At 63.0% G+C, this 19125-nt stretch carries 21 protein-coding genes; 5 read left to right on the top strand and 16 right to left on the bottom strand.

Going from position 1 to position 19125, the window contains the following annotated elements:
- Nucleotides 1–203 precede the first annotated feature (203 nt).
- Together pnuC and MRBLMS1_RS15625 are read right to left on the bottom strand one after the other, a co-directional pair.
- Nucleotides 204–794 carry a nicotinamide riboside transporter PnuC gene (pnuC, locus tag MRBLMS1_RS15620; RefSeq protein WP_485880269.1) on the bottom strand — a complete coding sequence of 197 codons (591 nt, stop codon included), beginning with the start codon at nucleotides 792–794 and terminating at the stop codon, nucleotides 204–206.
- An 80-nt stretch (nucleotides 795–874) separates the two neighbouring features.
- Nucleotides 875–1615, bottom strand: a complete 741-nt coding sequence (locus MRBLMS1_RS15625; RefSeq protein ID WP_485880271.1) for a PEP-CTERM sorting domain-containing protein — start codon at nucleotides 1613–1615, stop codon at nucleotides 875–877.
- A 248-nt stretch (nucleotides 1616–1863) separates the two neighbouring features.
- Here MRBLMS1_RS15625 and MRBLMS1_RS15630 point away from each other — a divergent pair, with 248 nt between their 5' ends.
- Entirely contained in the window at nucleotides 1864–2619 is a 756-nt protein-coding gene (locus MRBLMS1_RS15630; RefSeq protein WP_485880273.1) for a substrate-binding periplasmic protein, read from the top strand.
- Nucleotides 2620–2625: 6 nt separating this feature from the next.
- On the opposite strand, the gene MRBLMS1_RS15635 is transcribed toward MRBLMS1_RS15630, so the two are convergent.
- A complete protein-coding gene (locus MRBLMS1_RS15635) occupies nucleotides 2626–3327 on the bottom strand; it encodes an isochorismatase family protein (protein WP_198511246.1) in 702 nt (233 codons plus the stop codon).
- 78 nt (nucleotides 3328–3405) lie between these two features.
- Nucleotides 3406–4272: a pirin family protein gene (locus MRBLMS1_RS15640; RefSeq protein ID WP_139092187.1), complete on the bottom strand. Its 867-nt coding sequence runs from the start codon at nucleotides 4270–4272 to the stop codon at nucleotides 3406–3408.
- A 119-nt stretch (nucleotides 4273–4391) separates the two neighbouring features.
- Between MRBLMS1_RS15640 and MRBLMS1_RS15645 the strand changes: the two genes are divergently transcribed.
- Nucleotides 4392–5297 (top strand): LysR family transcriptional regulator, encoded by a 906-nt coding sequence (locus MRBLMS1_RS15645; RefSeq protein WP_485880275.1) that lies wholly within the window; start codon nucleotides 4392–4394, stop codon nucleotides 5295–5297.
- A 46-nt stretch (nucleotides 5298–5343) separates the two neighbouring features.
- The gene (locus MRBLMS1_RS15650) at nucleotides 5344–6147 is read left to right on the top strand and encodes a metallophosphoesterase family protein (RefSeq protein WP_485880277.1); all 804 of its coding nucleotides are present in this window, start codon (nucleotides 5344–5346) and stop codon (nucleotides 6145–6147) included.
- On the opposite strand, the gene MRBLMS1_RS15655 is transcribed toward MRBLMS1_RS15650, so the two are convergent.
- The 3 genes from MRBLMS1_RS15655 to bla all read right to left on the bottom strand — a co-directional run bounded on the left by MRBLMS1_RS15655 (nucleotide 6144) and on the right by bla (nucleotide 8760).
- Nucleotides 6144–6317, bottom strand: coding sequence for a hypothetical protein (locus tag MRBLMS1_RS15655; RefSeq protein ID WP_485880279.1), 174 nt, complete (start codon nucleotides 6315–6317; stop codon nucleotides 6144–6146). The two genes, MRBLMS1_RS15650 and MRBLMS1_RS15655, sit on opposite strands and share 4 nt — an antisense overlap.
- 11 nt (nucleotides 6318–6328) lie before the next feature.
- Nucleotides 6329–7537, bottom strand: coding sequence for an RtcB family protein (locus MRBLMS1_RS15660; protein ID WP_485880281.1), 1209 nt, complete (start codon nucleotides 7535–7537; stop codon nucleotides 6329–6331).
- Nucleotides 7538–7815: 278 nt separating this feature from the next.
- The gene (bla, locus tag MRBLMS1_RS15665; protein ID WP_485880283.1) at nucleotides 7816–8760 is read right to left on the bottom strand and encodes a subclass B3 metallo-beta-lactamase; all 945 of its coding nucleotides are present in this window, start codon (nucleotides 8758–8760) and stop codon (nucleotides 7816–7818) included.
- 126 nt (nucleotides 8761–8886) lie between these two features.
- On the opposite strand from bla, the gene MRBLMS1_RS15670 reads away from it, so the two are divergent.
- Nucleotides 8887–9690: a metallophosphoesterase family protein gene (locus tag MRBLMS1_RS15670; RefSeq protein ID WP_485880285.1), complete on the top strand. Its 804-nt coding sequence runs from the start codon at nucleotides 8887–8889 to the stop codon at nucleotides 9688–9690.
- On the opposite strand, the gene MRBLMS1_RS15675 is transcribed toward MRBLMS1_RS15670, so the two are convergent.
- Nucleotides 9687–10214, bottom strand: a complete 528-nt coding sequence (locus tag MRBLMS1_RS15675) for a dihydrofolate reductase family protein (protein ID WP_456148365.1) — start codon at nucleotides 10212–10214, stop codon at nucleotides 9687–9689. The two genes, MRBLMS1_RS15670 and MRBLMS1_RS15675, sit on opposite strands and share 4 nt — an antisense overlap.
- A gap of 41 nt (nucleotides 10215–10255) precedes the next feature.
- Here MRBLMS1_RS15675 and MRBLMS1_RS15680 point away from each other — a divergent pair, with 41 nt between their 5' ends.
- Complete coding sequence (locus MRBLMS1_RS15680) at nucleotides 10256–10852, top strand: TetR/AcrR family transcriptional regulator (RefSeq protein ID WP_485880287.1); 597 nt, start codon at nucleotides 10256–10258, stop codon at nucleotides 10850–10852.
- A 30-nt stretch (nucleotides 10853–10882) separates the two neighbouring features.
- Here the strand turns inward: MRBLMS1_RS15680 and MRBLMS1_RS15685 are convergent, their stop codons facing one another.
- The 8 genes from MRBLMS1_RS15685 to MRBLMS1_RS15720 all read right to left on the bottom strand — a co-directional run bounded on the left by MRBLMS1_RS15685 (nucleotide 10883) and on the right by MRBLMS1_RS15720 (nucleotide 19114).
- Nucleotides 10883–11560 (bottom strand): type 1 glutamine amidotransferase domain-containing protein, encoded by a 678-nt coding sequence (locus MRBLMS1_RS15685; protein WP_485880289.1) that lies wholly within the window; start codon nucleotides 11558–11560, stop codon nucleotides 10883–10885.
- 22 nt (nucleotides 11561–11582) lie between these two features.
- Nucleotides 11583–12746, bottom strand: coding sequence for an iron-containing alcohol dehydrogenase (locus MRBLMS1_RS15690; protein ID WP_485880291.1), 1164 nt, complete (start codon nucleotides 12744–12746; stop codon nucleotides 11583–11585).
- 91 nt (nucleotides 12747–12837) lie between these two features.
- Nucleotides 12838–13446 (bottom strand): TetR/AcrR family transcriptional regulator, encoded by a 609-nt coding sequence (locus tag MRBLMS1_RS15695; protein ID WP_485880293.1) that lies wholly within the window; start codon nucleotides 13444–13446, stop codon nucleotides 12838–12840.
- A 107-nt stretch (nucleotides 13447–13553) separates the two neighbouring features.
- Entirely contained in the window at nucleotides 13554–13943 is a 390-nt protein-coding gene (locus MRBLMS1_RS15700; RefSeq protein ID WP_485880295.1) for a hypothetical protein, read from the bottom strand.
- A 143-nt stretch (nucleotides 13944–14086) separates the two neighbouring features.
- Nucleotides 14087–14866: an enoyl-CoA hydratase gene (locus MRBLMS1_RS15705; protein WP_402720055.1), complete on the bottom strand. Its 780-nt coding sequence runs from the start codon at nucleotides 14864–14866 to the stop codon at nucleotides 14087–14089.
- A 73-nt stretch (nucleotides 14867–14939) separates the two neighbouring features.
- Nucleotides 14940–16136 carry an acetyl-CoA C-acyltransferase gene (locus tag MRBLMS1_RS15710; protein ID WP_485880297.1) on the bottom strand — a complete coding sequence of 399 codons (1197 nt, stop codon included), beginning with the start codon at nucleotides 16134–16136 and terminating at the stop codon, nucleotides 14940–14942.
- Nucleotides 16137–16205: 69 nt separating this feature from the next.
- Nucleotides 16206–16652 carry a PaaI family thioesterase gene (locus MRBLMS1_RS15715; protein WP_034753657.1) on the bottom strand — a complete coding sequence of 149 codons (447 nt, stop codon included), beginning with the start codon at nucleotides 16650–16652 and terminating at the stop codon, nucleotides 16206–16208.
- A gap of 62 nt (nucleotides 16653–16714) precedes the next feature.
- Nucleotides 16715–19114 (bottom strand): 3-hydroxyacyl-CoA dehydrogenase/enoyl-CoA hydratase family protein, encoded by a 2400-nt coding sequence (locus MRBLMS1_RS15720; RefSeq protein WP_139092198.1) that lies wholly within the window; start codon nucleotides 19112–19114, stop codon nucleotides 16715–16717.
- Nucleotides 19115–19125: the final 11 nt, after the last annotated feature.

Raw genomic sequence — 19125 nt, forward strand, 5'->3', positions numbered from 1 at the left:
CACGCACCGGCATCCACTGCGCCATGCATTGCATGGTCAGCTGGTGCCGGGTGGCGTAAAAACAGGCAGAAAGGGTAAAACGCAACATAAAAGACACCGGTAAGCGGGGAAAGGCCACTATATCCCGGTGTCTTTATGGGGTGAACGAATTAAAAATTGAATGTATATACGATTTGGATCTAAGGACTTGGTTTTTGGCAATATCAGGCGTCGACCAGCGCCTGTGGCGCGGCCGCCGCGCGGCGTGCCTGCACGCTCCACCAGTACCAGGAAATGACGGCGTTGACCCAGTAGGCCGCATACAGCACGGCCGTCAGGTGCAGGCCACGGCTGTAGTAGAGCGGCACGGCCACCGTGTTGACCAGCAACCAGAAGGCCCACGTCTCGATGCGCCGGCTCATCAGCAGGAATTGCGCGATGATGCTAAATACCAACACCGCCGAATCGATGAACGGCGCGTAGGCATTCGTGAAGCGGTGCAGCAGCATGCCGTAGATCGCCACGGAGGCGATGCCGGCCGGAACTATCCAGGCCAGGCTGCGCCAGCCTGTGCGCGTGATCGGCAACGGTTTGCCGCCGGCGCCGCGCCGCCATTGCACCCAGCCGATGACGCAGGTGACGATGAAAAACAGCTGCAGCATCACGTCGGCGTACAGGTTAACCTGGAAAAACAGCACGGCAAACAGCACGCAGCCGACGATGCCGATCCACCAGGAATGAATGTTGTTACGGCCAGCCAGGACGATGGAAACAGTCATCAAGACATTGGCGGCGATCTCGAGCGGGGGAGTCAAACGGTAGTCCTTTGCGAGGCAGTGGATGGATGCACGGCGCCACTATAGCCGATTTGCTCCCCCGCATCACGTCAGCGGTGTCAGCCCGCCCGACGGCGGCGCACGATGCCACATAAAGCCAGGCCGGCAAGCAGCATCGCATACGTGGATGGTTCCGGTACGGCCGAGAGCGGCGCATAGGTGAGTGTCAGGACGGGATTGAGAATGCGCAGCTTGGTAGTTGATGGCGTCATCCAGGAACCTTCATGCCATTCCCCGCGACCTGGCGTGATTCCAAGCCACGCAGAGACGTTAAGGTCAATCTGAAACGCTTGTGGCAGCAACAGCGTGCTGTTTTGCAGGGAAAACGGCACCGTTTCATTCAGATTGTTGAAAGTTAATATTTTTTGCACATAATTAGGCGGATTGGCATTTGGGTCATAGGCGCTAAAGGTTGTCTGCGATTGGTTTGTCGCGGTGCCGTTGCCCCAATAATTGGGCCCACTATCGGGGTAATAAGGTGCAGGTATCAATTCGCCAATGATCACGCCGCTATACTCAATATTGGTCACACGATAGCCATCGCGCGCGCTGACACTAAAAAAATCAAATTTCATGTCGCCACCGTTCCAGTCATATCTCTCCGTTACCGAATAGTTGATAGTAGCCATATTCGTCAGGTCGAACTTGGCCACATTGTTGCTGTCGGAGAGCAACCTGATGCTATCGCCCGCAGTATCGTCAATCGTAAAACCTTGCGTTCCTATCGTAGTGCCAGCCAATACACTGGATGAGAGGGAAAAAGCCAGAACGGCAGCCAGAGCCGACAATTTATGTGACATATATTCCTCGAAGTGGCAGTTGCCAAAATTAGCAACAAAACAATTAAACCACTGTTTTTTAATATTATCAAATCGTTATTTTCGATAGAGAAAAATCGTCGCTGGCTACCGGCGCTTGCTGCGCACGGCCATGGTGACAGGCCGCGATGAGCCGCCCGCATGGGGAAAAGTGGATCCCGTGCTTGACTTGCGTGGACATTCTGGCAAATTGAATACCAGTTGAACCTCCATGGAAACACCCTATGCGCATGCGCCATCTCCTGTTTGCGGCAATGCTCGGCGTCTCCGCCCTGCCCGCCGCAGCCTGCCGCATGACGATGGCGCTCGAGCAATGGCCGCCGTATGTCTACCGCGACGCCCAGGGCAGTTATACGGGCCTGGACCTGGAACTGCTGCGCGCCATCTTCAAGGAAGCGCGCTGCACCTTGCTGACCGTGCCGGAACTGCCCACGGCGCGGCGCCAGTTGCTGTTCCAGAAAGGCGAACTGGACCTGCTGCCCGCCGCGTCCGAGACGCCGGAACGCCAGTCCTATGCCCGCTTTTCCCTCTCGTATCGCGATGAAGCCGTCGGTGTCTTCAGCAAATCCGGCGCGCCCGGCAACCACCGCCAGGTCGCCAGCTTCGCGCAGCTCGCGCGCGGCAAGTCCACCCTGCTCGCGCCCAAGGTGGGCTGGTACGGGGCCGACTACGCGGCGGCCCGTCCGGCAATGGAAAAAGATGGCCGCCTGAATACCTTCGGCAGCTTCCGGCAAGGCATCCTCATGCTCGACGCAGGCCGCGCCGACCTGTTGCTGGGCGACGTGCTGGCCGTGCGCCACGAAGCGCGTCTGCAGGGTGTTGCCTTGAACACCCTGCCCTTCCTGGCACTGCGCGCGCCCGTGCACCTGATGCTCAACGCGCGCACGACCAGCGCCGCCGACCTGGCGCAGCTGAACGCCGCCATCACGCGCCTGGAACAGCGCGGCGTGCTGGCGGCGATACGCAGCAGCTATGAAGCACCGTAGCGGCGGTCAGCCCTTCGATGCCGCCTCGAGGATTTCCAGCTTCGTTTCGCGGCCATTCTTTTGCACGCCCTGCGCCTTGTCGTAGCTTTCGATCAGGGCGCGGTACGGCGGCACGATGTGGTCGGTCATGATGGCGGCGAATTCCATCGCGTCGGCGCGGTTCCAGGTGCTCATCACTTCAGCCAGCACGGCATACGTGTCGATCGGCACGGCACCCGCTTGCGTCACGCGCGCCATGGTGATGTCGGTGGCCATCTTCGACCAGTTGCCCGAGGCGTCGATGATGGCAAACACCTTGTAGCCGGCCGCCAGCGCGCTGATGGTGGGGAAAGCCATGCACACGCTGGTGAGCGTGCCGGCGATCAGCAGGGTCTTGCGGCCCGTCTTTTCAATCGCTTCGACCCAGGCCGGATTGTCCCAGGCGTTGATCTGGCCCGTGCGCGGGATGTAGACGGCTTCCGGGTTGAAATGGTGGATTTCCGGGATCAAGGGGCCGTTCGGGCCGTCAGGCACGGAAGCGGTGGTAAACGTCGGCATCTTGGCCAGGCGCGACAGCTTGGCCAGCGCCGTGACGTGGCCGCGCAGCACGTGCTGCTCGATGTCGCGCACCAGCTGGAACAAGCCGCTCTGGTGGTCGATCAGCAGCATGACGGCGTCGTCGGGATCGATCATCGGTGGCAAACCTTGGAAGTTGGCGGGGGTGCTCATGGTGGTCTCCTGAAAAACCGTGCCGCGGGATGCGGCACAGGTACTACACAAATTCGCTACACAAATTCACTGCACAAATTACTTCGCGATGCGGGCGAAGCGGCCGCTGTTGAAATCCTCGAACGCCTGCGCGATTTCCGCTTCGGTGTTCATGACGAAGGGGCCATGGCCGACGATGGGTTCATCGATCGGCTCGCCACTGAGCAGCAGCACCACGGCGTCATTGTTCGCCTCGACGGTGATGCTGTCGCCGTCGCGTTCGAACAGCGCCATCTGCGCTTCGCGCACCACGCTTTCGCCATTGACCAGCACCGTGCCATGCAGGACGATCAGCGCCGTGCTCCAGCCGCGGGTCACGGGCAGCTCCGTCAGCTTGCCCTGGGCCAGGCGCACATCCCACACCTGCATCGGCGAGAACGTGCGGGCCGGGCCATGCTGGCCAGCGAAATCACCGGCGATCACGCGCACGGAACCTGCATCGTCGGGCAGCGCCAGCGTGGGTATCGTGTCGCTGGTGATGGCCTGGTAGCCGGGCGCCGTCATCTTGTTTTTCGCCGGCAGGTTTACCCACAGCTGCACCATTTCCAGGGTGCCGCCCGACTGCGTGAAGGCAGGCGAGTGAAACTCTTCATGCAGGATGCCGGCGCCGGCCGTCATCCACTGCACGTCGCCGGGGCCGATCACGCCGCCCTGGCCCGTCGAATCGCGGTGCGCCACTTCGCCCTTGTAGACGATGGTCACCGTTTCAAAGCCGCGGTGCGGGTGCGAGCCGACGCCGGGCGGACGGGTGCCGGGTGCAAATTCGGCGGGGCCGGCATAGTCGAGCAGCAGGAATGGGCTCAGCTGCTTGCCATGGCCGTTATACGAAAACATCGAGCGCACGGGGAAACCATCGCCTACCCAGTGCTGGCGCGGTGCGCTGTAGATACCTGTGACTTTGTTCATCTCGATCTCCTGTTGAGGTTTGCATTACGATGGAGACAGAATACGCTTGCAACGATGAAGCTGGTAGACAGTAAAATAGGCCATCAGCGTTCCAAAAATAGAACGATCATGGAGGCGGCATGCAGGACCTGAATGACTTGTATTACTTTGTGCAGGTGGTCGACCATGGCGGCTTTGCGCCGGCCGGGCGCGCGCTGGGCATGCCGAAATCCAAACTGAGCCGGCGCATCGCGCTGCTGGAAGAGCGCCTCGGTGCACGCCTGCTACAGCGCACGACGCGGCATTTTTCCGTCACCGACGTGGGACAGACGTTTTACGAGCATTGCAAGGCGATGCTGGTGGAAGCGGAGGCGGCGCAGGAAGCGATCGAACTGACGCGGGCCGCGCCGCGCGGCACGGTGCGCCTGTCCTGTCCCATCGCCCTGCTGCAATCGCTGGTCGCGCCCATGCTGGCCGGTTTCATGCGCGCGCATCCGCAGGTGACTCTGTTATTGGAAGCGAGTAACCGACGCGTCGACCTGGTGGCCGAGGGCATCGACGTGGCCATCCGCGTGCGTCCGCCGCCGCTGCCCGACAGCGACCTGGTGCTGCGCGTGCTGGCCGAACGGGGCCAGTGCATGGTGGGCAGCCCCTTGCTGTTCGCCGGTGCACCGCTGCCGAAAGCGCCGGCCGACCTGGCCGACTGGCCCAGCCTGGCCCTGGGCATGCCGCAACAGCACTACCAGTGGGATTTGCATGGCCCCGATGGGGCGCGCGCGCAGCTGCGCCATACGCCGCGCTTCGTCACGGGCGACATGCTGACCCTGCGCGACGCGGCCGTGGCCGGCGTGGGCGTGGTGCAGCTGCCGACCATGATGATCACCGAGCAGGTGGCCAATGGCAGCCTGCTGCAGCTGATGGAGCAATGGCGGCCGCAGCGCGAAATCATCCACGCCGTATTTCCCTCGCGGCGCGGCCTGCTGCCGGCCGTGCGCGCACTGATCGACTACCTGGCGCACAGCTTCGCCGCACTGCCGGAAGAATGAGGGTTTTCAGGTACGATGGTGTTCTTTCAACAGGCGTGAAAACAGCATGCGTTTATTGATACTGTCGGACCTGCACCACGAGCTATGGCGCGATGAAGCGCCACAGGGGGACCTCGCGCTCAGCTGCCCCGACGCCGTCATCCTGGCCGGCGACATCGACACGGGCACCCGCGCCGTCGCCTGGGCCGCCACCACGTTCGCGGGCCTGCCCGTGCTGTACGTGCATGGCAACCATGAAGGCTACGGCCACCACCTGGACAAGGTGCGCCAGGAGCTGCGCGCGGCCTGCGCCGCCACGCCCAACGTGCATTTTCTCGATGCGGAGTCCTATGTGATCACCGACCAGGCAGGCAAGCAAGTGCGCTTCCTGGGCGCCACCCTGTGGACGGATTTCCGCCTGCTGGGCGACGACACGCGGCAAGCGGCCATGCGCGACGCAGAGGCCGTCATGAACGATTACAAGCGCATCCGCCTGGCCGGCATGGGCTTTCGCAAGCTGCGCGCGGCCGACACGGCCATGTTCCACGCGCAGCAAAAAGCGTGGCTGGCGCGCGAACTGGCGCAGCCCTTCGACGGGCGCACGGTAGTCATCAGCCACATGGCGCCGTCGCTGCTGTCCGTCGACGATGCCTACGGCAGCGAGGGGTGTTCGCCCGCCTACGCTTCGCGCCTGGACGGCCTGGCCGCGCAAGCAGACCTGTGGGTGCATGGCCACCTCCACGTCTCGCGCGATTACCGCATCGGCCCCTGCCGCGTCGTCAGCAACCCGTGCGGCTACAGGACGCGCAGCGGCACGCCGCAAAATCCCGCTTTTGATCCGAACTTCATCGTCGAACTGCCGGTACGCTAATCGTCCGGCTTCAAACGGCCCGCCAGCATTTGCTGCAGGCGGTGCTTGCCGGCCCGGCGCGCCGCGCGCGGCGACGCCTCCGACTGGTGCGCGCCGGCGCCGCCGCGCAGTTTCGCGGCCGCCACCAGCGGGTTGCGCGGCTTGGACGTGGCTTTCACTTTGATTTTCATATGCTCTCCTTTCAACCCTTGATGCAGACGACCTGGCGCAAGGTATGCACCACCTCCACCAGGTCGCTCTGGTGCGCCATCACGGCGTCGATATTTTTATAGGCGGCCGGAATCTCGTCGACCACGCCGCCATCCTTGCGGCATTCGATGCCGGCGGTCTGTTCGGCCAGATCGAAGCGGTCGTAACGGCGCTTCGCCTCGCTGCGGCTCATGCTGCGTCCCGCTCCGTGCGAGCAGGAACACAACGACTTCGGATTGCCCTTGCCGCGCACGATGAAGCTGCGCGCGCCCATGCTGCCGGGGATGATGCCCAGCTCCCCCTGCCGCGCCGAAATGGCGCCCTTGCGCGTCACGTACAAGTCGGCATTGCCATGCGTTTCGCGCGCGATGTAGTTGTGGTGGCAGTTGATGGCCTCTCCGTCGAGCTGGAACGGCGGCGCAAACTTCGCCAGCGCGTCGAGCACGCGGCGCATCATCTCGCTGCGGTTGAGCAGCGCATAATCCTGCGCCCAGTCCACCGCTTCCACATAGTCGTCGAACACCGTGGAGCCTGCACTCAGATAGGCCAGGTCCGCGTCCGGCAACTGCAGCTGGTGGCGCCGCATGTCCTTCTGCGCGGCGGCGATGAAGTATCGGCCGATGGCGTTGCCGATGCCGCGCGAGCCCGAATGCAGCATGATCCATACCCGCTGCTCCTCGTCGAGGCAGATCTCGATGAAATGGTTGCCGCCGCCGAGGGTGCCGGCCTGGCAGATCCACGTGCGTTCGAACTGGCGCAGCATCTTGGCGATGCCGCGGTGACGCTCGACGATGTGCTCCAGGCGGCCGGCGAGGGGACGCGCGGCGCGTGCATGGCGCGAACCCTGCACGCGGCTCCAGTCGTGCTGCTCGAAGCCGACGGGCACGTCCGCTTCGATGGCGCTGCGCAGGCGCGCCAGGTTGTCGGGCAAGTCGCTGGCCGTCAGGGTGGTGCGCACGGCGTTCATGCCGCAGCCGATGTCCACGCCCACGGCGGCCGGAATGATGGCGCCGCGCGTGGGAATCACGCTGCCGACGGTGGCGCCGATGCCGGCATGCACGTCGGGCATGGCCGCCACATATGGATGGACGATGGGCAGGCTGGCGATATTGCGCAGCTGGTGCAATGCCTGCGCGTCGATATCGTCGGTAAAAATATGCACGGGCACATGGGCGCCGCGCAGTGTCTGATGAATGGGCATAACGGTGTTCCTGATGTCTGCGTTATGCCGGGGTCCTGGTAAACCAAAAAACCCCGGCGAGTTTCCTCACCGGGGTTTTCAAGGACACCGGCTCGGGATCGGCAAGATGCCGATGGCCCCGAGCGTCATGCGCGGGGCTAGTGGAGGTACGACTTGCTGCCAGCCTGCTCGAACATGGGTATCCTTTCTTTTGTTGGTTAATCTGCACTGCGGACGATGATTCTGCACCGGATGCTGCGGTGCGTCAACCGCTTTTCATGGCGAACGCGCCAACGTTGTTATTTTGTCGCAGCCGCTTTTTCCTTGGCGATGCGCGCATCGAGCTTCGCTTCATTTTTGGCCGCGTAGCTGCTGCACGCCTGCGTATCGATGAAAGGATTCGGCGTGACGCCTTCCAGCAATTGCGTCAGCTTGCGGTCGCCGCCCGAGTGGTCGGGATGGGCCGAGATCAGGATGTCGCACGGCAGTTTGGCGAATTCCCGCATGACCTGGCGGAAGGCCGGCGTCAGGTCCGCGTGGCGCTCATCGCCCAGGTAGTGAAAATCGTCGGCCGCCACCGGCGTGAGGCTGGCGCCGAACACCACGTTCAGGCAGTCCGTACGCTCCGCATCCTCGCACGACACCCAGGTCCAGCTGGTGCTGCCCGGCGTATGGCCGGGCGTGTAGCGTGCCGTGATGGTCACGTCGCCCAGTTGCAGGGTTTCGCCATCGGCGATTTCGCGCACGTTTTCCACGGCCGGCATGGGGTCGATTTCACCCGCTTGCGGATCCATGGCGAGCACCGAGCCTGCACGCAGCGCCTGCGCGCCGAGCGGGCTGGCGACCACTTGCGCGCCGCTGTCGCGGGCCAGGGCTGCGATGCCGCCCGAATGGTCGAAATGCGCTTCCGTATTCAGGATGAACTTGATGTCTTCCAGGCGAAAACCCAGCTCGAGGATATGCTCCTTGATGGCGGCCACCGATTGCGGCAGCGCGCCATCGATGAGGATCAATCCCTCGCGCGTGTCGATCAGCACCACGCTCAAGCCGCCCACGCCCACGTAATACGTGTCGCCGTGGATGCGCGCCGGCTGCTGCGGGCGGTTCCACTGCGCCGCATAGGGCGAGGCGATCGGCTGCGTCAAGGGATCAATGGCGGGCGTTTCCGCATGCGCGGCAAACGGCAGCGCCATGGCGGCCAGCGCGATGCTGAGCAAGGTCTTGGGAAGGAAAAAAGGCGGCATGCGGCTCCAGTAATGAGTGTGCGGTAATCGATGCCACAGGGTAACGTCGCTACCCTCGTGCGGTCAAGCAGACGGGCGCGGCGACTTGCGCTACGATAGAGGCCCAGTCACTGCTCCCCTATCGCCATGCGTCTGCTGATCCTGTCCGACCTGCACCTGGAAGTCTGGGGTGACGACACCCCCGCCATCGACCTTGCCGCCTGCCGACCCGACGTGGTGATCCTGGCCGGCGACATCGACACGGGCAGCAACGCCATCGCCTGGGCCGCGCGCACCTTTGGCGCCCTGCCCGTGCTGTACGTGCATGGCAACCACGAAGGCTATGGCCACCAGCTCGAGCACATGCAGGACGCCGTGCGCGAAGCCTGCGCCAGCGCGAATGCACAGGGCGCCAACATCCGCCTGCTCGACGGCGACGCGGTGACGCTCGGCGGCGTGCGCTTCCTCGGCGTCACGCTGTGGACGGATTTCCTGCTGTTCGGCGCCGAGCGCCGGGACGAAGCCTTGAGCGCGGCGCAAGCCTACATGCCCGACTACAAACGCATCAGCACGGGCGGCGACACGCCGCGCCTGCTGTGCGCCGCCGACACGGCGCAGCTGCACGCGCAGCACCGCGCCTGGCTGGAACGGCAGCTGGCGCAACCGTTCGATGGCAAGACGGTCGTCATCACGCACATGGCGCCATCGATGCTGTCGGTGGAAGAGCAATACGCGGCGAACCTGGGCTCGCCCGCTTTCGCCTCGCAGCTGGACGATGTGGTGGCCCAGGCCGACCTGTGGGTGCATGGCCACATGCATGCCTCGCTCGACTACCGCGTCCAGGATTGCCGCGTCGTGTGCAACCCTTGCGGCTACAAGCGGCCCGACGGCACGCCGGAAAATGAACGCTACGATCCCGGCTTTATCGTCGACATCGCCAGCGCGGTCTAATTTTTCCGATAGCGCAGTTGCACCACGCCGCTGGGCAGCTGGCGCGTGCCGTCCAGGCGCCAGTCGCTGCGCGGCAAGCCGTCCTCGAACAGGCGCACGCCCTTGCCCAGCACCACGGGCAGCACGGACAAGGTCAGGTTGTCGATGACGCCCTCGCGCAAGCCGGCGCGGATGACGGCGCCGCCATCAAGATACACGTGGCGGCAACCTTCCTCTGCCAGCCTCTCCAGCACTTTCCGCACGCTGCCTTCGCTGCGCTGCTCGCCATGGCGCGGCGCGAAACTGCGGTGGCTCAATACCTCCACGCGCTTGCCCGCATACGGCCACGGGTCGAACCCCAGCACGGCGTCATACGTGGTGCGGCCGATCAGCAAGGTATCGACCTGCTCCATCAATGCCGTGTAGCCGGTGGCATCGGGCGAGTCGGGCGCCAGTTCGGCCAGCCAGGACAGGTCGCCGTTTTCTCCCGCGATGCAGCCATCGAGGCTGATGCCGAGAAAAACACTGACAAAAGGTTTTTGCATGGGTTCTCCTTGATTTAATTCTACAGTGTAGAATTATGCGCATGAAAACCCAAAAACTTCAAGACCTGGAATCTGCCGTACGCCGCGCCGGGCGTCCACGCCGCGTTGCCCCCGCGCTGGACAGCGCCGCCATCCTGCAAGCGGCCCTGGCCCTGCTGGAAGAAAAAGGCGATGCGTTTTCCATGCGCGCGCTGGCGCACAGCCTGGGCGTCGACGCCATGGCCGTGTATCACTACTACGCGGGGAAAGAGGAATTATTGCTGGCCTTGATGGCGCAGCGTTTTGCCGCGCTCGATCCGCGCCAGCCGCCATTTACGCGGCGCCAGGCGGCGCCACGGCGCGTGCTGGCGCTGTGCGCACTGTACCTGGAACTGGTCAGCGCCACGCCATATTTCGTGCGCCTGATGGCGCGCGGGCTGGTGGAGCAAGCCGACGTGGCCCAGCGGTTTACGGCGCTGTTTGAGCAGGCCCTCGACGGTCTCGCGCTGGACAAGAAAACCCGGCTGCGCGGGCGCGATACGCTCGTCGATTTCCTGCACGGCTATGCGCTGGCGGGCAGGCCCGCCAGCGAAACCACCTGGCATGCTTCGGTCAACCTGATCCTGGCGGGCATGGCCGCCGGACGCACTGCGGTGTGACGTCCAGCGGCCGGACGCACTACCCTGGCATCAGCCCAGCAGCTTGAGCAGCGCCTGCGCGGCCGCTTCCGACGACGCGGGATTCCGGCCCGTGACCAGCAAGCCATCGGTGACGGCGTACGGCTGCCAGTCGCCCAGCTTCGAGTAGACGCCGCCGTTTTGTTTGAGCATATCCTCGACGAGGAAAGGCACGATGGCCGTCAAGCCGACGGCGTCTTCCTCGGTATTCGTAAAGCCCGTCACCTGCTTGCCGCGCACCAGCGGCGTACCGTCAGCTGCCTTCACGTGGCGCAGCACGCCTGGCGCATGGCAGACGGCGGCGACGGGCTTGCCGGCGGCGATCATCTGCTCGATCAGCGCGATCGAGTGCGGATCTTCGGCCAGGTCCCACAGCGGGCCATGGCCGCCCGGGTAAAACACGGCGTCAAAGTCCGCTGCCTTCACGTCGGCCAGCTTGCCCGTGTTGGCCAGCACGGCTTGCGCATCGGCGTCCTGCTTGAAGCGGCGCGTGGCGTCCGTTTGCGACTCGGGTTCGTCGCTTTTCGGGTCCAGCGGCGGCTGGCCGCCGTTGGGCGAGACCACGGTCAGCTTGGCGCCCGCTTCTTGCAAGGCATAGTAGGGCGCGGCGAATTCTTCCAGCCAGAAACCGGTTTTCTTGCCGGTATTACCGAGTTGGTCGTGCGAGGTCAGTACCATCAGGATGTTCATGTTGTGTCCTTTTATGTCAGGGTTACAGTGCTGCTTCGAGGATACGGCGGCTGCGCGCGAGGTCGATATCGCGGTGTTCGCCGAGTGAGGTCATGCCATGTGCTTCCAGTTGCGTCAGTACCGCTTCCACCGCTTCCTGGCCCAGCTGATAAGCCGACAAACGGGTCGGAATGCCGAGGCCTTCAAAGAAGGCGCGTGTGCTGGCGATGGCGGCATTGATGCGCTCATCGTCGCTGCCGCTGGTGATGTTCCAGACACGTTCACCATACTGTAGCAATTTGCCGCGTTTCTGCTCGCGCTGTACGTCCAGCAGGGCCGGCAGCACCAGGGCCAGGGTGCGTGCATGGTCGATGTCGTACAGGGCCGTCAGCTCGTGGCCGATCATGTGGGTGGCCCAGTCCTGCGGCACGCCGGCGCCGATCAAGCCATTCAGGGCCAGGGTGGCGGTCCACATCAGGTTGGCGCGTGTTTCGTAGTCGTCGGGCGAAGCGACCGCCTGCGGCGCGATCTCGATCAGGGTCTGCAGCAGGCCTTCGGCAAAGCGGTCCTGCACCCGCGCCTGCACCGGATAGGTCAGATACTGCTCCGTGGTATGGACAAAGGCGTCGACCAGGCCATTGGCCACCTGCGTGGCCGGCAAGGTAAACGTTTTGCTCGGGTCGAGTACGGAAAACTGCGGGTACAGCAGCGGGTTGCGAAAACTCAGCTTGGCATGCGTGGCTTTTTTCGTCACCACGCCACCGCTGTTCATTTCCGATCCCGTGGCCGGCAAGGTCAGCACCGTGCCGAACGGCAAGGCGCGCTGCACATTGGCGCCGCCGCGCTCGGCGATTTCCCACGGCTCGCCGTCGTACAGGGCCGCGGCGGCAACGAACTTGGTGCCGTCGATCACGGAGCCGCCGCCGACGGCCAGCAGGAAGTCCAGCTTTTCATTGCGCACCTGGGCCACGGCGCGCATCAGGGTTTCATAGCTGGGATTGGGTTCGATGCCGCCAAACTCCTGCACGCTGCGCTGGCCCACCGCAAGAGCAGCTCGCACCTCGGCCAGGGTACCGGTCTTTTCCGCGCTGGCGCCGCCGTACAAAATCAGCACGCGCGCACCGTGCGGCACCAGGGTGGACAATTTGGCGACGGTGTCGGCGCCGAACACGATCTTCGTCGGGTTATGGAATTCAAAATTCTTCATGCTGCTGCTCCTTTATTATTAGACTGGTCGTCTAGAATGCGATTCAAAGAACGCGGACGTGGTGCGTCCGCTTGTTTGCTTGGTTTGCGGCCTATCGGTCGCTATCCGGCGGCAGCTGCAACATGGCCAGGGTCGCCCGCCAGGCCGTTTGCAAGGCGCTGGCGTCGCGCCGCAGCTTGGTCAGCATGGCCGCGCCCAGCCACAGCTGGTACAAGGTGGCTGCCATCTGCGCCGGATCGGCCACCGATGGCAAGGTATCGTCCACCCTGCCCCGCGCGATGGCCAGGGCCAGCCTGGCGATGATGCGGTGGGTGCCGTCGAGCAGCGCCACGCGCATCGGCTCCGACATGTCGGCCACTTCGCTGCTCAGCTTGACGACCAGGCAGCGGCAATCACAGCCGCTGCCGTCGAGGCTTTCGCTGGTCCAGCTGGCCCAATACGCCATCAGCGCCTGCGCCGCGTTCTGGCCCGGCTGGCCCAGCACGTCTTCCATTTTCGCCAGGTAGCCAGCGACATAATCTTCCAGCATCGCTTCTCCAAACAACTCCTTGGACTTGAAGTAATGGTAGAACGAGCCTTTGGGCACGTCGGCGGCCGACAGGATCTCGTTCAGCCCCACCCCGGCAAACCCCTTGCGCGTGATGATGGCCTTGCCCTGGTCGATAATGTGCTGGCGCACGTCGGTGTATTCAGCTTTCATGCGAGGCATTGTAGCACAATTAGACCAGTCGTCTACAAATAATGAGCGAAATGTGAAGCGACGCTGGTCGATTGAATATTGCATATGTCCGCTGGAGGCACGCCTCGTCAGGCCGGGCTTGCAGTGTAGACATGCAGCACATCCTCATCGATGTGTATCACCTGCGCCGGTATTCCTTCAAACACAGGCGCAAGCAGCATGGGACGCAGATCACCACTTACCACTGCCGCATCGAGAAATACCAGCAGGTCGGTGGCGCTGGCCTGTACCACACGGCCTTGGAAGATGGCACGCTTGCCTGCATGAGCCACCAGCTTGTGCGCCACGTAATACGCGGGCGCCGTCAATTGCGCGCGCAAAGCAGCAATCGAATCATATGCGGCCAGCGGACCACCGCGCAAGACCAGCGCCAGCATGCTGAAAAAAAGCGCATCGGCGCATGGTCCCGGCGCGACGTCCTGCTTTACCAGCGCCGCGAAACTATACTCGTTCCTCATGTGACTTTGCCCTGCTCAAGGATGTGCTGGCGGACGTCGGTGTATTCAGCTTTCATGAGGCAAAGCATAGCACGACTAGACCAGTCGTCTAGAATGCATTATCGGCCTGTTTTTCAACGAGCAATAGTAGCGGGACCAAGCGATCAGGTGAACTTCTTGAAATCCGGCTTCCGCTTTTCAAAGAACGCCGTAAACGCTTCCTTCGCTTCGGCGCCACCCAGCATGGCGCTGAACAGTTTGTTTTCGTCGGCGATAGCGGCCTTCATCGGTTCCATGCGGCTTTGTTTCATCAATCGCTTGGTGGCGCGGATGGAGGCGGCTGGCAGGGCTACCAGCTTGGCGGCCTGGCCTTGGGCGAAGGTCATCAATTCGTACAGGGGCACGACTTTCGAGACCAGGCCCATTTCCAACGCTTCGCTGGCCGGGAACGCTTCGCCCAGCATCAGCTTTTCCGCCGCGCGCGGGTAGCCGGCCAGTTGCGTGAGCAGCAGGCTGGAGCCGAATTCCGGGCACAGGCCCAGTTGCGTGAACGGCATCGAGAAGCTGGCATTGTCGGCCGCGTAAACGAGGTCGCAATGCATCAGCAAGGTGGTGCCGATGCCGATGGCCGGGCCGGAGACGGCGGCCACCACGGGCTTGCTGCTGCCGTACAGGGCGCGCATGAACTGGAACACGGGGCGGTCATGGTCGAGCGAGCCATCCTTCGGGCGCGCCGTCTTCATGAAGTCATCGAGGTCGTTGCCGGCCGTGAAAATCTCGCGCTTGCCGCAGATCAGGATCGCACGCACGTCGTCGTCCGTCTCGGCCGCTACCAGCGCATCGGCCAGGGTCTGGTACATGGCGCCCGTGATCGCATTCTTGCGTTCCAGGCGGTTGAATTCCAGGGTCAGAATGCCCTCGCTCTTGCTGCACAAAATATCCATGTCGTCTCCAAAAAGATAAAGGGCGCCAGGGTAATCCCGCAGCGCCCTGTTTTATTGCTTTGGTCCGTCGAACTTAAACGCGCTCGAAGATTCCGGCTGCGCCCATGCCTGCGCCCACGCACATCGTGACCATGCCGTACTTCTGCTTGGTGCGCTGCAGTGCGTGGATCACGGTGGCGGCGCGGATGGCGCCGGTCGCGCCCAGCGGGTGGCCCAGGGCGATCGCGCCGCCCATCGGGTTGACCTTCGATGGGTCCAGGCCCAGGTCGCCGATGACGGCCAGGGCTTGCGCGGCAAACGCTTCGTTCAGCTCAATCCAGTCCAGCTGGTCTTGCGTGATGCCGGCGGCGGCGCATGCCGCGGGAATGGCGAATTTAGGACCGATGCCCATGATTTCCGGCGGCACGCCGCGCACGGCGAACGAGGAGAATTTCGCCAGCGGGGTCAGGTTGTGCTCGCGCAGGATTTTTTCGCTGACGATCAACAGCGCACCGGCGCCGTCGGACATCTGCGAGCTGTTGGCGGCCGTGACGGAACCCTTGGCGGCGAACACAGACTTCAGTTTTGCCAGCGATTCCATCGACGAATCGGCGCGCGCGCCTTCGTCCGTGTCGACGGTACGGCGCGTTACATCGACCTGGCCGGTGGCCAGGTTCGGCGTGCGCGTGATGATTTCCACGGGCGTCGTTTCCGCCTTGAAGAAGCCGGCTTGCTGCGCGGCGATGGCGCGGCGGTGCGATTCAACGGAGAACGCGTCCTGCTGTTCGCGCGACACTTTCCATTGCTGCGCCACTTTTTCGGCCGTCAGGCCCATGCCGTAAGCCATGCCGATGTTCTCGTCGCTGAACATGTCCAGGTTCATCGATGGGTGGTGGCCCATCATCGGCACCATCGACATCGATTCGATGCCGCCGGCGATCATGACGTCGGCTTCGCCCACGCGGATGCGGTCGGCCGCCATGGCAATCGCCGTGATGCCCGAAGCGCAGTAACGGTTGACGGTGACGCCGCCCACGGTTTTCGGCAAGCCGGCCAGCAGCACCGAGTTACGCGCGATATTGAAGCCCTGCTCCGCTTCCGGGAACGAGCAGCCGATGATGGCGTCGGTGATCAAAGCCGGGTCGAGGCCAGGCGCTTGCGCCAGGGCCGATTGCAGCACGCGCACCAGCAGGTCGTCCGGGCGGGTGTTCTTGAACATGCCGCGCGGCGCCTTGCCGATCGGGGTGCGGGTTGCAGAGACGATGTACGCGTCTTGAAGTTGTTTGCTCATTTTTTTCTTTCAAAGATGTTGAACGAGATTCGTGTTCTGTCGAATGTCCGGGACTGCTCAGATAATCTCTTATCGCTTCTGCGACAAATACCAGTCCACCGTCACCTGTGCCGCCAGCGTGCCTTCGGCGTCGAAAATATCGACTGCCACGGGAAACGCCACCTTGCCGTCCTGCGCCAGCTGCGCCTTCAAGGCAGCCAGGTCGCCCGGTACCCGGCCTTCGGCGCGCGTCGCGCCCCGGGCCACCTTCTGGTACTGGATGCGCGACTCCTTGGCCACCGGGCGCAAGCCCAGTATCAGCTCGGCGAAGCCGCCAGCCATGGCCGCGCCGGAAGCCGTTTCGGCCAGGGTGAACAAGGCGCCCGCATGCTGCGTGCCCAGGTGATTATTCAGTTTTGGATCTTCCGGCATCGACACCTTCGAGGTGCCGGCGCCGATGTCGTCGATGCTGATCCCCAGCAGCCGCACGAAGGGCAAGGTGTCCATCATCTGTTGTTTGATACGGTCATACACCATGCTTGGCCTCACGCGCAGCAATACTTTAAAAATAATGGACAGGATCGTCATCGACGTCAGGCTTAGTTGCGTACCGGCTTACCGGTTTGCATCATGCCCATGATCCGTTCCTGGGTTTTCGGATGGTTCAACAGCTCCAGGAATGCCTTGCGTTCCATATCCAGCAGCCACTGTTCGCTGACGAAGCTGCCCTGGTCCACGTCGCCGCCCGATACGATCTCGGCGATCATCTCGCCCAGTTTGAAATCGTGCGCCGAAATGAAGCCGCCGTCGCGCATGTTGACCAGCTGCGCCTTGATGGTGCCCCAGCCGTAACGGCCCGTGACCTGGATCAGCGAAGGGAGCGCTGGACGGAAGCCCGCGTCGAACATGGCGCGCGCTTCGACCTTGGCCACGTGCAGCAGCTCGTAGGCGTTGAACACGATGACGTCGTCTTCCTTCAGGTAGCCCATCTTCTTCGCTTCCAGCGCCGATTTCGACACGTTGGCGGTGGCTGCATTGGTGAAGCCCGTCTTCAGGAATTGCAGGATGTCGTTACCCTTGGCTTCCTTGTAGGCGCGCTGCGCCGCTTCCTTCAAGCCGCCGCCGGCAGGAATCAGGCCTACGCCCACTTCCACCAGGCCGATGTACGACTCGATCGAGGCCACGCGCTTCGATGCGTGCAGGGCCAGTTCGCAACCGCCGCCCAGTGCCAGGCCAGCGACCGCGGCGATCACCGGCACGTTCGCGTATTTCAGCGACATGAAGGTGTTCTGCAGTTCGGCGATGATCGGATCGACGGCTTTCACGCCGCCTTGCATGAACGCCGGCAGGGCCGATTGCAGGTCGGCGCCGGCCGAGAACGCGCCGCCTTCGGCTGCGTCGGCGTGCCAGATCACCAGGCCCTTGAAGTTCTTCTCGGCTTCGGCCAAGGCCAGTTTCAGGCCATTGATGACGCCTTCGCCGATCACGTGCATCTTGGTCTTGAACGAGATGATCAGGACATCGTCGCCCGTATGCCAGACGCGCACGGATTCGTCTTCGAAGACGGTGGTGCCGGCGGTCTTGCCGTCGATGGCACCGCTGCCCAGGACAGGCGCGCGGAATGGCTGGCGGTCATATACGGACAGGGTCGAACGTGGCACGAAGCTGTTCGACACGGCGGAGTACGAACCTTCCGGCGTATGCACGCCGCCCTTGTCTGCAACCGGACCTTCGAAGACCCAGGCTGGCAGCGGTGCGTTGCACAGCGCATGGCCGGCGTCGATGTCTTCCTTGACCCAGTTGGCCACTTGCAGCCAGTTCGATGCCTGCCACGTTTCAAACGGACCGACGTTCCAGCCGAAGCCCCAGCGCATGGCGAAGTCGATGTCGCGCGCATTGTCGGCCACGGTGTCGAGGTGGATCGCGATGTAGTGGAAAGCGTCGCGGAAGATCGCCCACAGGAACTGGCCTTGCGGGTTCGTCGATTCGCGCAGCGCCTTCATCTTCTTGACCGGGTCCTTTTCTTTCAGGATGCGGGCGATGATGTCGGCAGCCTTGGCGCCGCCGGCAACGTATTCACCGGTGGCGAAGTCCAGGCGTTGAATTTCCTTGCCGACCTTCTTGTAGAAGCCTGCGCCGCTCTTCTGGCCCAGCGCGCCTTTTTCCACCAGCTTGGCCAGCACTTCCGGCGTCTTGTAGACGGCGGCGAACGGATCGTTCGGCAGATAGTCCTGCATGGTCTTGATCACATGGCCCATGGTGTCCAGGCCAACCACGTCCGCCGTGCGGAAGGTGCCCGACTTGGCGCGGCCCAGCTTGGCGCCCGTCAAATCATCGACGACGTCCACGGACAGGCCGAATTTTTCAGCTTCGTGCACGATGGCCAGGATACCGAACACGCCCACGCGGTTGGCGATGAAGTTCGGCGTATCCTTGGCGCGAACCACGCCCTTGCCCAGGGTGGTGGTCAAGAAGCCTTCCAGCTGGTCGCTGATCTCCGGCTTGGTGAACTCGGTCGGGATGATTTCGACCAGGTGCATATAACGCGGCGGGTTGAAGAAATGCACGCCGCAGTAGCGAGATTTCAGGTCGGCATCGAAGCCTTCGGCCAGCTTGGTGATCGACAGACCCGAGGTGTTCGAAGCGAAAATCGCGTTCGGGCCGATGTGCGGGGCGACCTTCTGGTACAGGTCGTGTTTCCAGTCCATGCGCTCGGCGATGGCTTCGATGATCAGGTCGCAACCGGCCAGCAGGTCCAGGTTGTCTTCGTAGTTGGCGACCTGGATCAGCGCGGCGTCATCCTTGTTGCCCAGCGGGGCAGGCGACAGCTTTTTCAGGTTCTCGATGGCGCGCAGCACGATGCCATTTTTCGGACCTTCTTTTGCCGGCAGGTCGAACAGCACGACCGGCACTTTCGCGTTGATGCAATGGGCGGCGATCTGCGCGCCCATCACGCCGGCGCCGAGGACGGCTACTTTTTTAACGATGAAATTGGTCATATTTTCCTCAA

The organism is Massilia sp. LMS1-1-1.1, from assembly GCF_040815535.1.
Taxonomy (GTDB): domain Bacteria; phylum Pseudomonadota; class Gammaproteobacteria; order Burkholderiales; family Burkholderiaceae_D; genus Janthinobacterium; species Janthinobacterium aestuarii.